This window comes from Rhabdaerophilum sp. SD176, from assembly GCF_030143245.1.
Lineage (GTDB): Bacteria > Pseudomonadota > Alphaproteobacteria > Rhizobiales > Beijerinckiaceae > Rhabdaerophilum.
The window spans coordinates 269,347-287,733 of record NZ_JARJNS010000005.1 but is presented as its reverse complement, the minus strand read 5'-3'; the positions used below and the strand labels follow the sequence as shown (position 1 = coordinate 287,733).

Genomic DNA, 18,387 nt, shown 5'->3' with positions numbered 1-18,387 from the left:
GTCACATTCCCCCGAGATGCTCGGCCACGGTGAAGATGTCCTTGTCGCCGCGCCCGCAGAGATTCATGACCATCAGGTGGTCCTTGGGCAGTTTCGGCGCGAGTTCGATCACCTTGGCGAGGGCGTGGGCCGGTTCGAGCGCCGGGATGATGCCCTCGAGCTTCGAGCAGAGCTGGAAGGCGGCGAGCGCCTCGTCATCTGTGGCGGAGAGATAGGTCACGCGCCCAGTATCGTGCAGATAGGCATGTTCCGGGCCGATGCCGGGGTAATCGAGGCCGGCGGAGATCGAATGGGCATCCTTGATCTGCCCGTCCTCGTCCATCAGCAGGTAGGTACGGTTGCCGTGCAGCACGCCGGGGCGGCCGCCCGTCAACGAAGCGGCGTGGAGGCCCGAGGAGAGGCCATGGCCGGCCGCCTCGACACCGAAGATCTGGACCGACGTGTCGTCGAGGAAGGGATGGAAGAGGCCGATGGCATTGGAGCCACCGCCGATCGCCGCGATCAGGCTGTCCGGCAGGCGGCCTTCCGCCGCCATCATCTGCTCACGCGTCTCGTTGCCGATGACGCACTGGAAGTCACGCACCATGGCCGGATAAGGGTGAGGGCCGGCCACCGTGCCGATGCAATAGAAGGTATCGGCGACATTGGTGACCCAATCGCGGAGGGCCTCGTTCATCGCATCCTTCAGCGTCTTCGAGCCGGAGGTGACGGGGATGACCTCCGCACCGAGCATCTTCATCCGGAAGACATTGGGCTTCTGCCGCTCGACATCGACCGCGCCCATATAGACCACGCATTGCAGGCCATAGCGGGCGCAGAGGGTGGCCGTGGCCACGCCGTGCTGGCCGGCACCGGTCTCGGCGATGATCCGCTTCTTGCCCATGCGGCGGGCGAGCAAGATCTGGCCGAGCACGTTGTTGACCTTGTGCGCGCCGGTATGATTCAGCTCGTCGCGCTTGAAATAGATCTTGGCTCCCCCGAGATGCTCGGTCATGCGCTCGGCGAAATAAAGCGGCGAGGGCCGGCCGACATAATGGGTGAGCATGTTGCTCATCTCGGCATGGAAGGCAGGATCCGCCTTGGCGGCCTCGTAGGCCTTCTGCAGCTCGAGGATGAGCGGCATCAGCGTTTCCGCGACGAAGCGGCCGCCGAACAGGCCGAAGCGGCCATTGTCATCCGGGCCCGTCCGGAAGGAATTCGGGCGTTCCTGCACCACCATCACCGTGCTCCCTCGGCCTCGCGCGCAGCGGCGACGAAGGCCCTGATCCTGTCGGGATCCTTGATGCCGGGGGCTGATTCGACCCCGGACGAGACATCCACGCCCAGCAGATTGACGCCGAAGCCCCGGACGAGGCGGATTGCCTCGCCGACATTCTCCGGCGTGAGGCCGCCGGATAGCATGAACGGGCGATGCGGGGGAAGCGCCGAAAGGACGCGCCAGTCGAAGGGCTGGCCATGCCCGCCCGGATAGGCGGCATCTTTCGGCGGCTTCGCATCCAGCAACAGCCTGTCCGCGACCGGCGCGAAACTGGCCAGGGCGGCAAGATCCGCCGGGCCCGAAACGCCGATCGCCTTCATGACCGGCAGACCCCAGACCGCACGGACATCGCGCACGCGTTCGGGCGTTTCCTGCCCGTGAAACTGCCAGGAATCAGGTTCAACCGCCGATCGGATCGCGCTCAGGGCATCATCGCCGGCATTGACGACCAGCGCGACCGTCTCCACCCGCCCGCGGGCATGGGCTGCCAGCGCCGCCGCCCGATCGAGCTCGACATAGCGTGGGCTGCGCGGATGGAAATTGAAGGCGATCAGATCTGCCCCGGCCTCGATGGCAGTATCGATCGATTCCGGCGTGGACAGCCCGCAGATCTTGATCAGCAGGGTCATCAGGCGACCAGGCCCGTCGCCCGGGCGATCTGCATCGCCGTGGCGAGATCGAACATCGCGCCGCCGGTCGACTTGTAGAGCGTAATGTCGCCCGGCTGACGTGGATTGATCACGGCCCCGCGCGCCAGTTCCGGCAGATCGGCCTCGACCTGATCGACGGAGACCAGCCCCGCTGCGATGGGCTGGACGAGATCGCCGCCCTCCTTGAGCGCACCGCCGCGCGTATCGGCGAAAAGCCGCGACCGCAACACGCAATCATCGTCGGTTTCGCGCATCGCCGGGGTAAAGGCCCCCACAAGGTCGAGATGCGCGCCCGGCTTCAGCCAGGCGCCATGAACCAGCGGTTCCCGCGAGAGCGTGATGGTCGACACGATATCCGCTTCCCGCACGGCGCTTTCGAGATCATCGGCGACCTCGACCGCGAACCCTTCGGCTGCGAGGCTGGCCGCCAGCTTCTCGGCATTGGCGCGTGTCTTGTTCCAGAGGATCGACCGGGTGATCGGGCGCGTGACCCGATGCGCACGGAGGAAGAACGGCGCGAGCGCGCCGGCCCCGACCACGAGATGGGTTGCCGCATCCGGCCGGGCGAGATAGCGCGCGGCGAGCGCGGAGGTTGCAGCCGTCCGCCACAAGGTGAGCCGCGTCCCGTCGATCAGCGCCATCGGGGCGCCGGTATCGCCGTTCATGAGCACATAGGCGCCGAGCACGCTGGGCAGGCCGCGAACGGCATTGCCGGGAAAGACATTGACGATCTTCACGCCGAGATAGCCGCCCGCTCCGGCATGCCAGGCCGGCATGATGAGATGCATGGCCTCGCCATCCTCGCGGGCAATCGGATGATGATGCCGGACCGGCACCACGACATCCGCCCGGAGGAGGGAGTCAATGGCCTCGATCAGGGCAGGAATAGTCAATGCCGCGTCGATCGCGGCCTGTTCCAGAACACGCATGGCAGCGTTACCTTGTTGCAGGAAGCAGGTTCGTGGCCTGGCCCGACTGCGCTTTCAGCCGGGTGCATTCATCCTGCAGGCGGTCACGCTCGCGGCGGAACTGGCGCTCGGCCTTGCGATGCCGGCCCTGCGCGAGCCAGGTCACCATCGAGCCGATCACGGCGCCAACGGCAAGTGTGCCGAAGAAGAACAGGAACAACGGCACCGAGACGCGCAAAGCCTCGGCCGGGGGCGAAAGCGGGTCGATGACAAGGCTGACGATCTGCCGGTTTGCCACGCCGAACAGGACGAGAAGGATCGCCACCGGCAGCAGCAGCAGAAATTTCAGCAGGCGCAACACGGCGTTTCTCCTTGTCCAGCAGCGCGCGTGTCAGGCGCGCTTGGCAGCGCCGGCCTTCGGGTTGAGCCGCTCGCGCATTTCCTTGCCGCTCTTGAAATAGGGAACGACCTTGCCCGTCACGCTGACCTTCTCGCCGGTGCGTGGATTACGCCCCTGGCGTGGATCCCGTTCCTTGATCGAGAAGGTGCCGAAGCCACGCAGTTCGACCCGGTCGCCACGCTTGAGTGCATCGGTGATCTCGTCGAGGATGGCATTGACCAGAATCTCGACATCCCGCTGGTAGAGATGCGGGTTCAGCTCGGCCAGTTTGAGCACCAGTTCGGACTTGATCATGGAATACCTCTGTCCTGGAAACCGGGCCCGCCCTCGGCATGGCGAAACCCGTTAGATAATTGATTTCGAATAATTATTGGCCCGAAGGTTGCCAGATCGACACCAAGCCGTCAAGCGCTCCGGGGCCGAGGAGATCGCGCGCGGTGTCGCCCAGTCCCGGCCAGTCGAGCCCGAGGAAGGCCGCAATCCCCGGCAGGGTGCCCGAAGCCTGACGTGGCCGGTAATCCGTCACCGGAAGATCGGCGCCAATTTTCTTCTCCGCCTCCAGCCAGGCAATGGCCTCGCGCTCTCCGCCCAAAGCATCGATCAGCTTGAGTTCAACCGCCTGCCGGCCGGTGAAGACGCGGCCATCCGTGACCCTGTCGAGCGCCTCGCCCTCGAGCTTCCGGCGTTCGCCGACCAGCGCCCGGAACCAGCGATAGGTGTCGAGTACCGTCTCCTCCAGCGCCTTGCGCGCTTCGGGCGATGTCGGTTCGACGCCACTCGGCATAGCCTTGAGCGGCGAGGACCGCACCGACTCGACCTTGACCCCCAGCGTATCGAGCAGCTTCGAGAGATTGGGCACCTGAGCAATCACGCCGATCGAACCGACAATGCCGCTGCCATTTGCGATGATCCGCTCGGCGCCGAGCGCAGCCATGTAAGCCCCGGAGGCACCGACGCCGTCGACAACCGCAACCACGGGCTTCTTGCCGGCGAGGCGCTGCACCTCGTTGTAGAGGGCCTCTGAACCAGCCGTGGTTCCGCCGCCGGAATTGATCCGGAGGATGACGGCCCGGACATTGGCGTTATCCGCGCGCTTGAGCACATCGAGCGTCGCCTGCCGGCCGGTGATCATGCCCTCGATGGTGATGCGGGCGATATGCGGGCGGGAAAATCCGAGGCTGCCGCGCCAGGCAAGCCCGGCCACAACAAGTGCCGCGAGCGCGGCGAGAATCGCGATAACGCGCCAGAATGTCAGCTTCCTGCGCAGCTGCCGCCTGTCGACCATCATGTCTGCCGTCAGAGCCATTCTCTCATCCCTGGCCGAAAGTGCCGCACCCTATGGACAAAGCCGTTGCCACGATCGGGGCCGGATCACAACCCCTTGGGTTGACCGGCCACGACCACGAGCGGCTCCCGGCCGGCAAAAAGGCGCTGCGCCACCGCCTGCATTTGCGGCAGGGTGACGGCTGCCACCTCGTCATTCCGGCGGTCAATATGGTCGATTCCGAGCTTCTCGATGGCGATTTCGAGCAGCTGGTTGGCGATTTTCCGTGAAGTATCGAACCGGAGGGCATAGGACCCGATCAGGAAAGCCTTGGTCTTGGCCATTTCCTCTTCGGTCGGGCCGGATTCCGCCATCCGCGCGATCTCGGTCAGCATGATCGAGAGCGATTCGGCGACGCGCTCGTTGCTGGTCGCCGTGCCGGCAATGAACGTTTCGGCATGGTGGCGGTTGGAGAGACTCGACCAGACCGAATAGGCAAGGCCGCGCTTTTCGCGCACTTCCATCCAGAGGCGCGAGGTGAAGCTGCCGCCGCCGAGGATGTGATTGACCAGCAGGGCGGCCATGAAATCCGGGTCCTTCCGCGCGATGCCAGGCATGGCGAGGTAGAGGGTGGATTGGGGGATATCGAGCGGCACGATCTCGCGATGGCCGGCATGGCCGACGCCGATATCGGGAATGGTGGCAAGGCGGGCCTTGGCCGGCAGCCCTCCGAATGCCTTTTCGACAAGGGCCGTCAGTTGCTCCGGCGAGATGGCGCCGACCACGGCGATATGCAGCACATCCCGCCCGAACAGCGCCTGATGCTGGGCAACGACATCCTTGCGGGTGATCGCCTGCAATTCCGGGATGCGGCCATCTGCCGGACGGGCATAACTGTGGCCCTCGAAGGCGAGGGCATTCAGCCGGTCTCGCGCGCGGGCGCCGGGATCGGATTCCTCTCGCCGGAGGCCGGAAATGATCTGGCTCCGGACGCGATCTATCGCGGACTGGTCGAAGCGCGGCTGGTTGACTGCCAGCGCCAGCAGGTCGAACGCGGTCTCGACATGTTCGGAAAGCGTACGGAGGGAGCCGTCGACCCGATCCCGGCCGGCGTCGAAAGACAGCTCGATCGCCTTTTCCTCCAGCCGCTCCTGGAAGGCCGAGGCATCATGCGGGCCGGCGCCTTCGTCCAGCGTGCCGGCCATCAGGTTGGCGAGGCCGGCCATGCCCGCCGGATCCTGCGCGGCACCGCCGACAAAGGCGAATTCCATCGAGACAAGCGGAACGGTGTAATCCTCGACATGCCAGATCTCGATCCCGGAAGGCGAGACCAGGGCGCGGGCCCGGCTGGTGGTTCGGGCATGGGACAAGGGTGCGTTCATGGGTTCCGTCCGGGGCTCAGGCCGCAGCCTTCAGGAGATGTCCGACCACGAAGCGGCCGGGCTGGAGATAGCGCTTGGCAACATCGAGGATCTCGGCCGCCGTGACGGCGCGGATCTGCTCGGGCCAATCGGTCACATCGCGCACGGTGCCGCCGGTCGTCAGCGTGGCGCCGTAAATGCGGGCAAGATGGGCCTGATTGTCCTGCGCATAGATCATGTCGGCGATCAGCCGCGTCTTGGCGCGTTCGAGTTCGGTGGCGCTGACCTCCGCCTCACGCAGGGTGGCAATAACGGCATCGATGGCACCATCGACAGCGTCGAGTGAAACATCTTCCGCCGGCACGGCATAAACGCCGAACTGGCCGATATCGAGCGCGTCATTCCAGTACCACGAGCCGGCATTGACCGCTGTGCTGCCATCGAGCACGAGGGCGCGATAGAGGCGGCTGGTCTGGGACCCGCCAAGGATCTGCGCAAGCAATTCGAGCGCGAAGGCCTCGTTACCCTCGGCCGTGGCATGGGCGGGAACCAGATAGGCGCGTTGGGTGATGGGCTGCTCGACCTTCGCATCGCTCAGGCGCACCTGCCGCGTTGCACGGATTTCGGGCTCCTTCACCCGCCGACGCGCCGGGGCGGGCCCTTCCGGCCGCGGAACACGGCCGTAGGTTCCCTCGGCGAGGCGCCGGACCTCGCCGGATTCAACATCGCCGGCAACGATCAGGATCGCATTGTCCGGCCGGTAGAACCGCCGGTAATAGGCCAAAGCATCCTCGCGCTGGAGATCCTCGATCTCGTGGCCCCAGCCGATGACCGGCGTGCCATAGGGATGGTGGACATAGAGCGTGGCCAGCAGGCTTTCCTGCAACTGGGCGGAGGGATCGCTGTCGGTGCGCATCTTGCGCTCCTCGATCACCACATCGCGCTCGGACAGGACTTCCGGCCCTTCAAGGACGAGGCCGGTCATGCGGTCGGATTCGAGCGCCATCATCGCGCCGAGATGTTCCTTCGCGACGCGCTGGAAATAGGCGGTGTAATCATAGGAGGTAAACGCATTTTCCTGACCGCCGAGGCTGGCCACCGTCTCGGAGAATGTGCCCTTGGGGTTCCTTTCGGTTCCCTTGAACATCAAGTGCTCGAGAAAATGCGCGATACCGGACTTGCCGGCGGGATCATCCGCGGCGCCGTTCCGGAAATAGACCATATGCGTCACGACAGGGGCGCGCCGGTCCGGGATCACCACCACTTCAAGCCCATTATCGAGATGGAAATGATCGACGGCAGCATCGGTGCGCATGGATTCCCTCGCAGGCTGGGCCCGGCCGGGCCCGATGAAACAAAAGGCCGGAATGGATCATTCCGGCCCTTCAGACATGGCGTCAGGACGGCGCCCCTGCAAGGGGGCGGCACGCCGCATCAGTCGATACGACCCCAGACATTCGACGGTCTGAAATCATCCACAATGGGACCATCCGCCGTCCTTCTGCCCGATGGGACAGCAGCAGACGGAACGCGCAGACCAGCAGGAGGATCGGTCAGATATCGACGCGGCGGCTCCGTGCCGGGAGGATAGGTGGGTACTGCAAGCCGCGCATCGGCCGCCTTCATCTCGTGGATGCTGAGTCGGACGCCGGCCTTGTCGTTGAGCGGGACTCCGGATTCTCCGATCTGGGCACCGCGCGTTGAGCGACCTCGCGCGAGTTCGTCGACGGAAAGGCGCCCCCCTTCCGAAGGATCCGCCGCAATCACCGAGACGAGTGGTAGTTTCCGGCGCTGGCGTTCCCGTTCGCGCTCAAGCACGTCCGGGTCGCGCGGCCACTGACCGGCGGCCTGGCGACGGGCGGCATCCTCGGGCTCGGGCTCGCGGAGCTTGTTGAGATCCTTCGGCACCACAAGGCCGGGGCGCTCGCGGTATTCGATCGGCTCCTTCTCATCGGGCAGAAGGCCGATCCGGCCCAGCATGTTGCGCATCAGGAGTCCATCCTGTGCAACCGCAGGGAGCGGGACCAGCGCGGAAAAGCCAACAAGGCCGCCGAGAAAAGCGGCGCGCAGGAGCGTGAAAGAAGAAGAGACCATCGGGGAACTCCGTAACCAGCTGGATCCCATATCATTCCCCCACTCAAAACACCAGATCAGGGCAATTCCGGGGCACGGGATGGTAAAAGCTGCCCGAGGACCATGAAGATGACCCCGAAAACGATGGCGGCATCGGCGATATTGAACACATACCAGCTGAAAGTACCGATATGGAAATGCACAAAGTCGAAGACCGCACCATGCACGATGCGGTCGATCGCATTGCCGATCGCCCCACCGATGATCAGCCCGATCCCGATGGTCTCCGGCCGGTTTGCGGATTTCCGGAGCCAGAAGGTCAGGAAGATCGCAGCGGCGATCTTGAAAGCCGCAAGGAACCAGCGCCCGGTATCCGAATCCTGCTGGAACAGGCCGTAGGAAATCCCCCGGTTCCAGACAACCGTGAAATCGACGAATGGCAGGACCGGCCAGGGATAGGTGAGCCGCAGCGTGGTGCCATAGATCAGCCAGAGCTTGCTCGCCTGGTCAGCCAGAAGGCAGACCAGCGCAATACCGAGCCCGATCCGGAGGGCCGCCGGATCGCCGGACGGCCGGGCCTCGCCCGTCATGCCGACCTCACGCTGCCTGCGGGTTGGCGGCCTGCCATTCCCGCATGGCCTGCGCATCCCTGGGGGTAATGTCGGGGAAGGCCGGATCCGCCGTGGCGGGATCGAAATAACGCCAGGAACGGGCGCATTTTACGCCCTCCGCCCGGGCCGGCTCAACCGCCACCCCCTTGACGTCCGGCAGGCGGAAGGCCGCTCCCGGCCCCTCGCCGGCCGCGAGGCGGATCGCCGAAGTGATGCAGATCTCGGCAAAGTCAATGCCCTCGAGCGCGGCAAGATCAGCGGAATCGGCGAGATGGACGACCGGCGCGGCTTCCAGCGAGGACCCGATCCGCTTGTCTGCCCGCTCGAGTTCCAGCGCGCCGGTCACGACGCGGCGGATCTCGCGCAGGCGATCCCATTTTGCGGCGAGAGCCGGGTCATGCCAGCCGGCGGGGATGTCGCGGAAGCCCAGCTCATGGATCGAGCCGGGCGAACCCGGATTGCGGGCGAGCCAGGCCTCGTCCGCCGTGAAGACGAGAATCGGCGCGAGCCAGCGCAGGATCGTATCGCAAAGCATGTCGATCACGGTCAGCGCGGCGCGGCGGGCCAGGCTGGAGGCGGGATCGCAATAGAGCGTGTCCTTGCGGATATCGAAATAGAAGGCCGAGAGCTCGGTATTCATGAAGGCCGAAAGCTCCATAACGACCTTGCGGTAATCATAATCCGCATAGGCCTTCCGGATCACGGGATCGAGCTCAGCCAGCCGGTGGAGCATCAGCCGTTCCAGCTCGGGCATGGCGGTGGCGTCGACAGGCTGGCCATCATGGTGCCTCAGCGCGCCCAGCATCCAGCGGATCGTGTTGCGCAGCTTGCGGTAGGTCTCGACGAAGGTCTTCAGGATTTCCTTGCCGATGCGAAGATCGTCCGAATAATCGGCCGAGGCCACCCAGAGCCGGAGGATATCGGCGCCGGAATCCTTGATGACATCCTGCGGGGCGGTCACGTTGCCGAGGGATTTCGACATTTTCTGACCCTTTTCGTCGAGGACGAAGCCATGGGTCAGCACCACGTCGAAGGGCGCGCGGCCGCGCGTGCCACAGCTTTCCAGCAACGAGGACTGGAACCAGCCGCGATGCTGGTCGGAGCCCTCGAGATACATCACCCGGTCCACCCCGCCATCGACCTTGCGCTTCACGCCGGCGAGGCCGGGGAAATGCTTCGGATCTTCCAGCGTGTAGGTATGGGTCGAGCCGGAATCGAACCAGACATCGAGCACGTCGGTGACCTGCTCGTAGGCGGCGGCATCGTGGCCGAAGGGCTTGAGGAACCGCTCGGCCGCGCCTTCCGCGAACCAGGCATCCGCCCCTTCCTGATCGAAGGCGGCCGCGATGGCCTCATCCACGCGCTTGTCCAGCAGGAGTTCCTTCGTGTCGCGATGCACGAAAACGGTGATCGGCACGCCCCAGGCACGCTGGCGGCTCATCACCCAGTCCGGCTTGTTCTCGACCATGCCGCGGATGCGGTTCTCGCCCGAACCCGGCACCCATTCGGTGTTCGAAATCGCCTCGAAGGCGGTGTCGCGGAGGGTCGCGCCGTTGGTGGCTTGCGCCGGATCCACCGCAAAGGGCTTGTCCATCGCGATGAACCATTGCGGCGTGTTCCGGAAGATCACCGGCTTTTTCGAGCGCCAGCTATGCGGATACTGGTGCTTCAGACGCCCGCGCGCGACGAGGGCATCCGCCTCGATCAAGGCCTTGATGACGGCCTCGTTGGCATCGCCCTTCTCGCCCTTTTCGGTGATCACGCGCTTGCCCGTGAAGCCGGGGGCTTCGTCGGTGTAGATGCTGTCATCATCGATCGTGAAGGGGATCTTCGTCTCGATACCGCGGGCGCGCAGGTCCTGCTGGATATCGGCGCGGGTCCAGATTTCGAAGTCCTCGCGGCCATGGCTCGGCGCGGTATGGACGAAGCCCGTGCCCGCATCGTCGGTGACATGGTCGCCATCGAGGAGAGGAACGTCGAAAGTATAGCCGAGGGAGGCGAGCGGGTGGGCGCAGGTCCAATATTCAAGCGAGTCCGGAGGTACGTCCACCAACCGCAAAAACGACACTTTCCCTGCACCTGCAACTGCTTCAGCCAGCTTGTCGGCGATGATGTAGCGCTCGCCCGGCTTCGGGCCGAAATCACGCTCGTTCGCCGTAACTTCAAACAGACCATAGGCGATCTTTGAGGAGAAGGAGATTGCGCGGTTGCCCGGCAGTGTCCAGGGCGTTGTCGTCCAGATAAGGATGCTGGCAGTACTGAACAAATCCACAAGCTGCTGGTAACTTTGGGCGATTTGTTCTGGAGTTCGGCCTGCAGTCCATTGAAAAGTGGGGCCGGACGCCATCTTCACCGGAAACTTCACCCAGACCATGTCGCTCTGGTGGTCGTGATATTCGATTTCCGCCTCGGCCAGCGCGGTCTTCTCGACCACGGACCACATGACCGGCTTCGAGCCGCGATAGAGCAGCCCGTTATCCTTGAACTTCATGATCTCGCGGGCGATCTGCGCCTCGGCATGGAAGGCCATGGTCGAATAGGGGTGGTCCCAGTCGCCCGTCACGCCCAGCCGCTTGAATTCCTCGCGCTGGATCGAGAGCCATTTCTCGGCATAGGCGCGGCATTCGGCGCGGAACGCGTTGATGGCCGTGCCGGAATTGAGCTCCGGCTTGGACTGGCCGCGCGCCCGGTATTCCTCCTCGATCCGCCATTCGATCGGCAGGCCGTGGCAATCCCAACCCGGCACGTAATTCGAATCAAACCCCAGCATCGACTGGCTGCGGGTCACGAGGTCCTTCAGGATCTTGTTGAGCGCATGGCCGATATGGATGTTGCCGTTGGCGTAAGGGGGGCCATCATGCAGCACGAATTTCGGCTTGCCCTTCGACGCCTCGCGGATCCGGCGATAGAGATCGATCTTCTGCCAGCGTTCAAGGATTTCCGGCTCCTTCTGCGGAAGGCCGGCGCGCATGGGAAACTCGGTTTCGGGCAGGAACAGGGTCTTCGAATAATCGAAAGCGGCGGATTGTTCGGACATCGAGGGCTCTTCTCGAAAAACGGCAGATCAGGGCGACAGCAACAACCGGCCCCTGGCGATCAACGCGCCGGAGCCGGGGTGATAATTCGCGCCAGAAAGATGCGGGTACCGACCATGGTGCCGCTCTATCAGGCTTTGCCGCGTTGGGGAAGAACCCCGGTGCTCGAGTCAAGGATCGCCCGCGCGGCCTTACAATCGCGCGCCATCTGCGCCAGCAGCGCCTCCAGCGAATCAAACTTGGCCTCGCCGCGCAGCCGGGCATGGAAAGCGACTGCCAGCCGGCTTCCGTAGATGTCGCGGCTGAAATCGAAGAGATGCACCTCAAGCAAGGGCGGGCCATTGTCGAAATGCGGGCGCCGGCCATAGCTCGCAACGCCGCGGAGCGGTTCCCCATCGAGTGCGGCGGTCACGGCATAGATGCCATAAGCCAGAGCGTTGCCCGGATCGAGTGCAATGTTCGCCGTGCGATAACCGATCTCCCGGCCGCGTTTGGCACCGTGGATCACCTCACCGGCCACGGCATAGGGCCGGCCGAGCATCGCATTGGCGCGGGGGATATCACCGGCAGCCAAGGCCTCGCGGATGGCGGTGGAGGAGATGGTCGTCCCGTCAGCATGGCGGACGGGCCTGACAAGACGCACCGCGAAACCGAGCCGCTCGCCCTCGGTCACCAGCAAAGCCGGCGTGCCCTTGCGGCCCTGACCGAAATGGAAATCTTCGCCCACCACCACGGCATCGGCCCGGAGTGCGCCGAGAAGGATGTCGGCGATGAAAGCCTCGGCCGAGAGGCTGGCAAAGGCCCTGTCGAACGCGATGATCGCTGCGGCATCAAAGCCGATACCAAGTAAAGCGGCCGCGCGGTCTTCCGGAGCCGTCAGCCTGAAGAGGAGCTGGCCAGGCTGGAAAAGCGCGCGCGGATGGGGATCGAAGGTCAGAGCCACGCATTCGACCGGGCGGCCAGGCGCCTTCTCACCGGCCAGGGTCCGACCCGCCTCCACGAGGGCGGCATGGCCGAGATGGGCGCCATCGAAATTCCCGATGGCCACAACACGAAAACGATCACCCGGGGCCGGAATTCCCGTTTTCGCTGCCGATTGCGCGTCGGCGGACAGCATCCAGACAGGAAAATTTTTGGAAACTTGTTTGTTCATTATCAACCACGTCTGCACTTTGGAGCGGGCTAACCTCCCGCGATCCCTGCAAATTCGATCCTGCCATGCCACCGCATTAACGCATTCGCAATCGAGACGCAGGTAGTTTCGGCGGTGAAGAGCACACATCTAGAGGGTGAACGTGTGACTTTCGCGAAAAAGCTGCCGGGCCGAAGTCGGGCGGGTTTTGGTGAAGGGGCGTTATTGGAGCGGGTCATGAATTTCGACAGTTCAATGCCGATTCTCGTCGTGGACGATTATCAGACCATGGTGCGGATCATCCGTAACCTCTTGAAGCAGCTTGGCTTCGAGGATGTGGATGAAGCCTCGGATGGTTCGGAAGCGCTGAACAAGATGCGCGAACGCCGCTATGGGCTGATCATTTCCGACTGGAACATGGCACCGATGACGGGCTACGAATTGCTGAAGCAGGTTCGTGCCGACCGCGATCTGCATGCCACGCCCTTCATCATGGTGACGGCCGAATCGAAGACGGAAAACGTCATCGCGGCCAAGCGCGCCGGTGTGAACAACTACATCGTCAAGCCGTTCAACGCCCAGACGCTGAAGGCGAAGATCGACGCGGTCAGCCAGTCGATGCATCAGTAAGGTCTGCCGCCCCGGACCTACCAGACCAGGCTGGTCGCCACAGCGACCGGCCTTTTTTCATGCGTCGCAATCAAGGCTTCCAGCAGGTCGCGGTTGAACCGACCCTGTTCCAGGTTGATCTCGTGCCCGTGAATGCCGGCCAAGGTCATCAGGCAATCATGCCCGGCTGCCACCGCGCCCGCCACATCGGTCCGAAGGGCATCGCCGATGCAGAGGATGCGCGCAGGATCGACCTTCCGGCCCAGAGCCTGCTCGATCGCCTCGCTTGCATAGCGATAGACAAGGGGATGCGGCTTGCCGACCCAGATCGTCTCGCCACCCAGTTTCTCGTAGAGATCCGCAATCGCGCCGGCACAGGGCAGCAGGTCATGGCCGCGCTCGACCACGAGGTCGGGATTGGCGCAGATCAGCCGGAGGTTGCGGTGACGTGCCTCTTCCAGCATGGGCCGGTAATCTTCGGCCTGCTCGGTTTCATCGTCGAACAAACCGGAACAGAGGATGAGACGGGCCTCTTCCAGCGGAACCGGGCGGACGTGCAGCCCTTCATAGATCGACCGGTCCCGTGCGGGGCCGAGATGGTAGAAAGGCGCATCGCCTTCCCGGGCCAGCAGATCCCGCGTGACACCGCCCGAGGAGACGATCGCGTCGCTGATGCCGTCGATCACGCCGAAGCCGGTGAGTTGCCTCCGGATCGAATCCGGCGGGCGGGGCGCGTTGGTCAGCAGGACGACAGCCTTGCCGGCCTGGCGGGCCGCCTTCAGCGCCTCGCCGGCGCCGGGCGTGGCGGAAACCCCGTTATGGAGCACACCCCAGACATCGCTGATGATCGCGTCATAGCGATCCATCATGCCCGAGAGGCCAGAGATCAGAGGCGTCAGGGAAGTCATGCGCGGCCCTCGGCGACGCGGCGATCATGCCGCGTGGCAGCGGGTAGCCCGTTCACGCGCGCCGTGCAAGGTCGCGCAGGCTGCGGCGCTCCGCAGGCGGCTCTGTCGGCCTGGGCGGCTCCGGCGAGGGCGTGCCGGCCTCGAGCACATCGGCCCGGACGGCCTGCGGCGGCGAGAAGGCAAGGCCCTGCGCAAATTCGATGTTGAGATCGATGAGATCGGCAATGGTCGGCTCGTCGCTGACGGCATCGACCATGAAGGAGAGCTTGCGGCGGGCCAGGAGCGGCACGAAATCCGCCGTTGCGACATCGAACAGGGTATCGCGCTCGTGGGTCTCGGCCAGCAGAGACTCGGCCGGCATGCGCAGCCAGCGCACGCCCATTTGCGAGAGCTTCACGGGGTCGAAATCGAGATCCTCGATATCGCGCATCATGAAGCTGAAGCCCATCTTCGACAGATTCCGCAACGCCTCGTGCTCGAAGGCCACGGCCTTGCGGAAGAAACGCTGCGGCAGGCACAGGACGATACGCTCCGGCGCCTGCGGCACGTCGGCAATCAGCGCCTCGAGATCATCGAAGGCCGCTTCGCTCATCAGGAACCGCTGGGAAATGTCGACAAAGAGCAACACGTCCCGCTCGCGCTGGGAAAAGACCCGGGCCAGCCGGACGGCCTGGATCATCAGCTTGCGGTCGAAGGCCAGCTGGTGGCCCACCGCCTCGACAGCAAGCCGGATCTCGGCATTCGGGATTGCCAGATCGCTGCCATCCGGGCGCAGGGTGACATCGTAGCCCTTGAGGCGCCGCTGCGGCAGGCCCACCACGCGCTGGAGGAAGAGATCGAACCGGTCGGCGGCGATGGCAGCGGCCACAAGCTGGCGGACGGCGCGCGGCGGCTCCTGGCCGTTTCCGCCCTGGCGCGGCGCCATCGGCGCCTCACGGATCACCCGCTCCTCCGGCATCATCGCGGAAGCGCGGGCAGGCTCCGGCGCGACCGGCTTCTGCGGTGCAAGCCATCCGGGCGCAGGCCGGGCCTCGGCGGCGCGGCTGACGGATGTCGCGGCCGGGCGGCGGGAATAGGCCAGCTCCTGCTCGGTGGCCTCGGTGCGGCGATCGAGTTCGGCCACGCCATCCGCAATATCACGCACCAAGGCACTCAGTGTGGCGAATTCGCTGGCATGAACAGCGCCCTCGGCCGGGCCATTGACGAAGGCCTCGCGCAATTCTCGGGTGTGCCGGGCGAGGAGGGCCGCATGCTGGCGAGTGCTTTCGAGATGATCGCGAAGGACCTCGATCTCGCGGAAGAGACTGGAACCCCGCACATGCAGAAGCGCCCCGCCACCGGCAAAAGCCGCGGACAGGCCGACCACCGCCAGCCAGAGCTGGTCGTACCGATGCGCGAGAACCGAGAGGCCCGCTGCGGTAACGGCCACAAGGCTGACTGAGAGAAGATGTTGAACACGCATGCGAGGCGGCGCCATGTGTCGGGAGAGACAACGAATCACTTCAGTCAAAGCTACTTTGTCCAGAATGCAATAGCGAGACTCCTTCCCCGCAACGGCCTGTGGAAATCAACGTTGTGCAAGCCCCTGTGGCCCCGCTAGTCTTGGGCACGGCAAGGTTGCTAGGAATGAGGGCGGAAGCCTTATGCCGCCGGAAGGAAAGCATGCCCCGGATCATCAACCCGCGCTCGATCGCCCCTCCCGCTTCGCATTACGCGCATGGCATCGTGCATTCGGGCCGGTCTCGCCGGTTGCTGGTTTCCGGGCAGGTCGGGATCACGCTCGACGGGACGCCAGCGCCCGACCTCGCCGGCCAGATGGAGCTCGCCTGGGACAACCTCGAGGCCGTCCTGCGCGAGGCTGGCATGGCGGTGCAGGATCTCGTCAAGATCGTGGTCTATGCCACCGTGCCGGGCTCCGTCGGTCTGTACAGGACCATCCGGGATCGACGACTTGGCGGCCATCTTGTTGCCGCGACCTATGTCGAGGTTGCGGCCCTCGCCTCGCCGGCCTATCTCGTGGAGATTGAAGGGGAAGCGGTCTGCGAGGATGCCGAGCTGGCTTTCCTCGACATGCCGCGCGAAGCCGAAATCGGCGCGACGGGCGGCGGCGGAAGCCACAGGGCCGGGCCGATCGGGCAGGAATGAACGCAGGAGAGGGATGATGGCGGAGCAGGATCTCACACTCGGCGTCGGCGGCATGGCCTGCGAAGGCTGCGCCCAATCCGTGACCCGTGCGATCACCCGGATCGACCCCGGCGCGAAAGTGGCGGTCGACCTTCCGGGCAAGTCCGTCCGGATCAGCGCCGCGACGAAGGACCGGGCCGCCTTCGAGCAGGCGATCCATGCCGCCGGATACGACATCCTCCCTCCCGCGGCGCAATAGATTTTTCCACTAATCCCGCGCCGCTTTCAGGGGTTGTTTCCTTCCCCGAGGGGCGTATCCTCGCGGTTATTTCCGGGCGCTGGCAGCGCTCGCAACAAACTTGCGCGGAGATTCCCATGGCCAAGTCCGGCGCCCAGCCGATCACCACCCTTTCGCAGCCGAATGACCTCGAGGCATTCTGGATGCCCTTCACGGCCGAGCGCGCCTTCAAGAAAGCGCCGCGCATCGTCTCGCGCTCGAAGGATATGCATTATTACACCAATGACGGCCGCGAGATCATGGACACGACCGCCGGCCTGTGGTGCTGCAATGCCGGCCATAACCGCGATCCGATCGTCGAGGCGATCAAGGCCCAGGCCGAGACGCTGGATTACTCGCCGCCGTTCCAGTTCGCGCATCCCCTCGGGTTCCAGCTGGCCTCGCGCATCGCGTCGATGGCGCCGGGCGATCTCGACCACGTCTTCTTCGTGAATTCGGGCTCGGAAGCCGTCGATACCGCGCTGAAAATGGCGATCGGCTATTTCCACGCGAAGGGCGAAGGCAATCGCTGCCGGCTGATCGGCCGCGAGCGTGGCTATCACGGCATCGGTTTCGGCGGCATCTCGGTCGGCGGCATGCTGGCCAACCGGAAGGCCTTCGCCACCCAGCTCCTGCCGCATGTCGACCATCTGCCGCACACGTATAACCGGGCCGAGCAGGCCTTCACCAAAGGCGAGCCGGAATGGGGTGCGCATCTGGCCGATGATCTCGAGCGGATCGTCGCCCTGCATGATGCCTCGACGATCGCTGCCGTCATCGTCGAGCCGATGGCCGGTTCCACCGGCGTGCTGCCGACGCCGAAGGGCTATCTCAAGCGCCTTCGCGAGATTTGCGACAAGTATGGCATCCTGCTGATCTTCGACGAGGTGATCTGCGGCTTCGGCCGGCTCGGCACCTCCTTTGCGGCGGAGCGCTATGGCGTGGTGCCGGACATGATCACCTTCGCCAAGGGCGTCACCTCGGGCACGGTGCCGATGGGCGGCGTCATTGCGCGGAAGCATATCCACGAGGCCTTCATGAAGGGCCCCGAGCATATGGTGGAGTTCTTCCACGGCTACACCTATTCGGCCCATCCGCTGGCCTGCGCCGCCGCCATGGCCACGCTCGATGTCTATCGCGACGAGGACCTGTTCGAGCGTGCCCGCAAGCTCGAGCCGATCTGGGCCGATGCCATCCACTCGCTCAAGGGCTCGCCCAATGTGCTCGACATCCGCACGGTCGGCCTGACGGCGGCGATCGACCTCGCCTCGATCCCCGACGCGTTCGGCAAGCGCGCCTATACGGCGATGCATCGCGGCTTCGAAGATTACGGCTTCATGGTGCGCAATACCGGCGAGACGCTGGCACTGACCCCGCCACTGATCATCTCCGAAGCCCAGATCGACGAGACCGTGGACAAGCTCGGCAAGCTGATCCGCGCGGTTGCCTGACCGCCATGGGATAGGCAGGCCGGCAGCGTCATGATAGCCTATATCTGCTTGGATTCGTTGTGCGGAACCGGGAGATGGCGATCATGACGGATGCCGACCTGCTCAAGGCCCTGTTCGCCCGCTTCGGCGTGGCGCTGAGCGCGGAAGAAGCCGGTCGCCACGCCGATCTGGCGCCGAGGGAGGCGATCCTGCTCCTGCTGGCGAATCGCGAGATCTCGGCCCGGTTTGATGCAGCCCATGGGCGGCCGCCGGAAGAGAACGACATCGACGCCCTGCATGATCTCTACGCCACGCTCGAAGCCCGGCACGCGTGAGGCCTTGATGCT

Annotated in this window: 19 protein-coding genes; 5 read left to right on the top strand and 14 right to left on the bottom strand. The window is 64.6% G+C overall.

Annotated elements, in window-relative coordinates:
• Window position 1 precedes the first annotated feature (1 nt).
• From trpB to P0652_RS13585, 12 genes are all read right to left on the bottom strand, one after another.
• On the bottom strand, window positions 2-1,219 hold the full coding sequence (trpB, locus tag P0652_RS13640; protein ID WP_284179377.1) for a tryptophan synthase subunit beta: 1,218 nt from the start codon (window positions 1,217-1,219) through the stop codon (window positions 2-4).
• Entirely contained in the window at window positions 1,219-1,887 is a 669-nt protein-coding gene (locus P0652_RS13635) for a phosphoribosylanthranilate isomerase (protein WP_284179376.1), read from the bottom strand. Before P0652_RS13635 ends, trpB begins: the two co-directional genes overlap by 1 nt.
• A complete protein-coding gene (gene lhpI / locus P0652_RS13630; protein ID WP_284179375.1) occupies window positions 1,887-2,837 on the bottom strand; it encodes a bifunctional Delta(1)-pyrroline-2-carboxylate/Delta(1)-piperideine-2-carboxylate reductase in 951 nt (316 codons plus the stop codon). Before lhpI ends, P0652_RS13635 begins: the two co-directional genes overlap by 1 nt.
• A gap of 7 nt (window positions 2,838-2,844) precedes the next feature.
• Window positions 2,845-3,177 (bottom strand): LapA family protein, encoded by a 333-nt coding sequence (locus P0652_RS13625; RefSeq protein WP_284179374.1) that lies wholly within the window; start codon window positions 3,175-3,177, stop codon window positions 2,845-2,847.
• A 30-nt stretch (window positions 3,178-3,207) separates the two neighbouring features.
• The gene (locus tag P0652_RS13620) at window positions 3,208-3,510 is read right to left on the bottom strand and encodes an integration host factor subunit beta (protein ID WP_284179373.1); all 303 of its coding nucleotides are present in this window, start codon (window positions 3,508-3,510) and stop codon (window positions 3,208-3,210) included.
• Window positions 3,511-3,583: 73 nt separating this feature from the next.
• Entirely contained in the window at window positions 3,584-4,522 is a 939-nt protein-coding gene (gene sppA / locus P0652_RS13615; RefSeq protein WP_284179372.1) for a signal peptide peptidase SppA, read from the bottom strand.
• A 65-nt stretch (window positions 4,523-4,587) separates the two neighbouring features.
• Window positions 4,588-5,862: a M16 family metallopeptidase gene (locus P0652_RS13610; protein WP_284179371.1), complete on the bottom strand. Its 1,275-nt coding sequence runs from the start codon at window positions 5,860-5,862 to the stop codon at window positions 4,588-4,590.
• A gap of 16 nt (window positions 5,863-5,878) precedes the next feature.
• Window positions 5,879-7,156 (bottom strand): M16 family metallopeptidase, encoded by a 1,278-nt coding sequence (locus P0652_RS13605; RefSeq protein WP_284179370.1) that lies wholly within the window; start codon window positions 7,154-7,156, stop codon window positions 5,879-5,881.
• A 119-nt stretch (window positions 7,157-7,275) separates the two neighbouring features.
• The gene (locus P0652_RS13600) at window positions 7,276-7,935 is read right to left on the bottom strand and encodes a hypothetical protein (protein ID WP_284179369.1); all 660 of its coding nucleotides are present in this window, start codon (window positions 7,933-7,935) and stop codon (window positions 7,276-7,278) included.
• A gap of 56 nt (window positions 7,936-7,991) precedes the next feature.
• On the bottom strand, window positions 7,992-8,504 hold the full coding sequence (gene lspA / locus P0652_RS13595) for a signal peptidase II (RefSeq protein ID WP_284179368.1): 513 nt from the start codon (window positions 8,502-8,504) through the stop codon (window positions 7,992-7,994).
• Between the two features lie 7 nt (window positions 8,505-8,511).
• Entirely contained in the window at window positions 8,512-11,562 is a 3,051-nt protein-coding gene (ileS, locus tag P0652_RS13590; protein WP_284179367.1) for an isoleucine--tRNA ligase, read from the bottom strand.
• A 128-nt stretch (window positions 11,563-11,690) separates the two neighbouring features.
• Entirely contained in the window at window positions 11,691-12,677 is a 987-nt protein-coding gene (locus P0652_RS13585) for a bifunctional riboflavin kinase/FAD synthetase (protein WP_284179366.1), read from the bottom strand.
• Window positions 12,678-12,929: 252 nt separating this feature from the next.
• Between P0652_RS13585 and P0652_RS13580 the strand changes: the two genes are divergently transcribed.
• Window positions 12,930-13,322, top strand: coding sequence for a response regulator (locus P0652_RS13580; RefSeq protein ID WP_284179365.1), 393 nt, complete (start codon window positions 12,930-12,932; stop codon window positions 13,320-13,322).
• A 17-nt stretch (window positions 13,323-13,339) separates the two neighbouring features.
• Here P0652_RS13580 and P0652_RS13575 read toward each other — a convergent pair whose 3' ends face one another.
• Together P0652_RS13575 and P0652_RS13570 are read right to left on the bottom strand one after the other, a co-directional pair.
• Complete coding sequence (locus tag P0652_RS13575) at window positions 13,340-14,209, bottom strand: TIGR01459 family HAD-type hydrolase (protein WP_284179364.1); 870 nt, start codon at window positions 14,207-14,209, stop codon at window positions 13,340-13,342.
• Between the two features lie 52 nt (window positions 14,210-14,261).
• Complete coding sequence (locus tag P0652_RS13570; RefSeq protein ID WP_284179363.1) at window positions 14,262-15,671, bottom strand: EAL domain-containing protein; 1,410 nt, start codon at window positions 15,669-15,671, stop codon at window positions 14,262-14,264.
• Between the two features lie 200 nt (window positions 15,672-15,871).
• Between P0652_RS13570 and P0652_RS13565 the strand changes: the two genes are divergently transcribed.
• The 4 genes from P0652_RS13565 to P0652_RS13550 all read left to right on the top strand — a co-directional run bounded on the left by P0652_RS13565 (window position 15,872) and on the right by P0652_RS13550 (window position 18,375).
• Complete coding sequence (locus P0652_RS13565; protein ID WP_284179362.1) at window positions 15,872-16,354, top strand: RidA family protein; 483 nt, start codon at window positions 15,872-15,874, stop codon at window positions 16,352-16,354.
• Between the two features lie 16 nt (window positions 16,355-16,370).
• Window positions 16,371-16,592, top strand: a complete 222-nt coding sequence (locus P0652_RS13560) for a heavy-metal-associated domain-containing protein (protein WP_284179361.1) — start codon at window positions 16,371-16,373, stop codon at window positions 16,590-16,592.
• A 116-nt stretch (window positions 16,593-16,708) separates the two neighbouring features.
• Window positions 16,709-18,061: an omega-aminotransferase AptA gene (gene aptA / locus P0652_RS13555; protein WP_284179360.1), complete on the top strand. Its 1,353-nt coding sequence runs from the start codon at window positions 16,709-16,711 to the stop codon at window positions 18,059-18,061.
• A gap of 74 nt (window positions 18,062-18,135) precedes the next feature.
• Window positions 18,136-18,375, top strand: a complete 240-nt coding sequence (locus P0652_RS13550) for a hypothetical protein (RefSeq protein ID WP_284179359.1) — start codon at window positions 18,136-18,138, stop codon at window positions 18,373-18,375.
• Window positions 18,376-18,387 lie beyond the last annotated feature (12 nt).